Annotated in this window: 1 protein-coding gene; it reads right to left on the bottom strand. The window is 62.3% G+C overall.

Annotated features, from left to right (window positions below; all coding sequences use genetic code 11):
* A partial coding sequence (gene istA, locus ACDP63_RS24955; RefSeq protein ID WP_409928866.1) for an IS21 family transposase occupies positions 1–1,017 on the bottom strand: 1,017 nt, incomplete at its 3' end.
* Positions 1,018–1,102 lie beyond the last annotated feature (85 nt).

Below are 1,102 nucleotides of genomic sequence, written 5' to 3'. Positions count from 1 at the left end.
GGCGCGACCATCGACCGAGTAGCGGTTCTTGTCGAACCTAACGAGGCAGGTCTTGGACACCGAGGCCGGCACGGCATGGAATCCGTCGAAAGGGCCGACGTAGGGCACCAGGCTCGCCCGCTCATCCTGGAACACGTCCCAGATTGTCCGATCACGCAATTCCTGGTGCGGATGGGCCTTGGCCCAGGCAATACAGCGATCCTGAAGCCAGGCGTTGAGTTCCGCGTAGCTCTTGAAGCGCGGCCGCGGCACGAAGAACCGCCGCCGGACAACGCCAACCTGGTTCTCTACTTGTCCCTTCTCCCAGCCGGACGCGGGGGTGCAGGCGACGGGATCGACAAGGTAGTGTCCGCACATCTGCTGGAACCGGCGATTATACGCGCGGTCGCGGCCGACGAAGATCGTGTCCACCGCCGTCTTCATGTTGTCGTAGATCCCACGCGCACAGGCGCCGCCGAAGAAGGCAAAGGCCTTGTCATGGGCATCGAACACCATTTCCTGCGTCTCTCGCGGGTAGGCCCGGACGAACAGCATCCGGCTATGACAAAGCCGGACGTGAGCCACCTTCACCGTGGTGGTCACGCCGTCGATCAGAACGACCTCGTGACTCCAGTCGAACTGGTAGGCTTCACCCGGATCGAAGCTCAGTGGCACATAGGCGGCGGCTGACGCTTCCTGCTCCGCCTGCGACCACGAAGCCGCATAGCGTCGGACCGCGTCGTAGCCGCCGTCATATCCGAGGGCCCTGAGCTCTTCGAAAATCCGGATGCGGGTCAGCCGCTCGCGCTTCGGCTTGCGCGCATTCGCCGCCAGCATCTCGTCGAGCTTGCCTTTCCAGGGACCGATCTTCGGCTGCGGTTGGACGGTTCGCTCGTAAGTCATCTCCGTTGCGCCGGACCGGATCACCTTCCGAACCGTGTTCCGCGATACCCGCAGCTCTCGGCAGATATGCTTGATCGACTTCTTGTCCTGGAAATACGCCCGGCGGATCTTCGCAATCGTCTCCACAACCAGCATCCCACACTGTGCCCCCCGATAGCCTCGGAGGCATCATGACCATCAGCGTAAGGGGGGTCATTTTTGGAAGCCGATTACCCCGTTA

The sequence above is a fragment of the Paracoccus sp. P2 genome (assembly GCF_046335115.1).
GTDB lineage: Bacteria > Pseudomonadota > Alphaproteobacteria > Rhodobacterales > Rhodobacteraceae > Paracoccus > Paracoccus pantotrophus.
The sequence above is the reverse complement of the archived record's forward strand: the minus strand, read 5'-3'. Positions and strand labels throughout refer to the sequence as shown.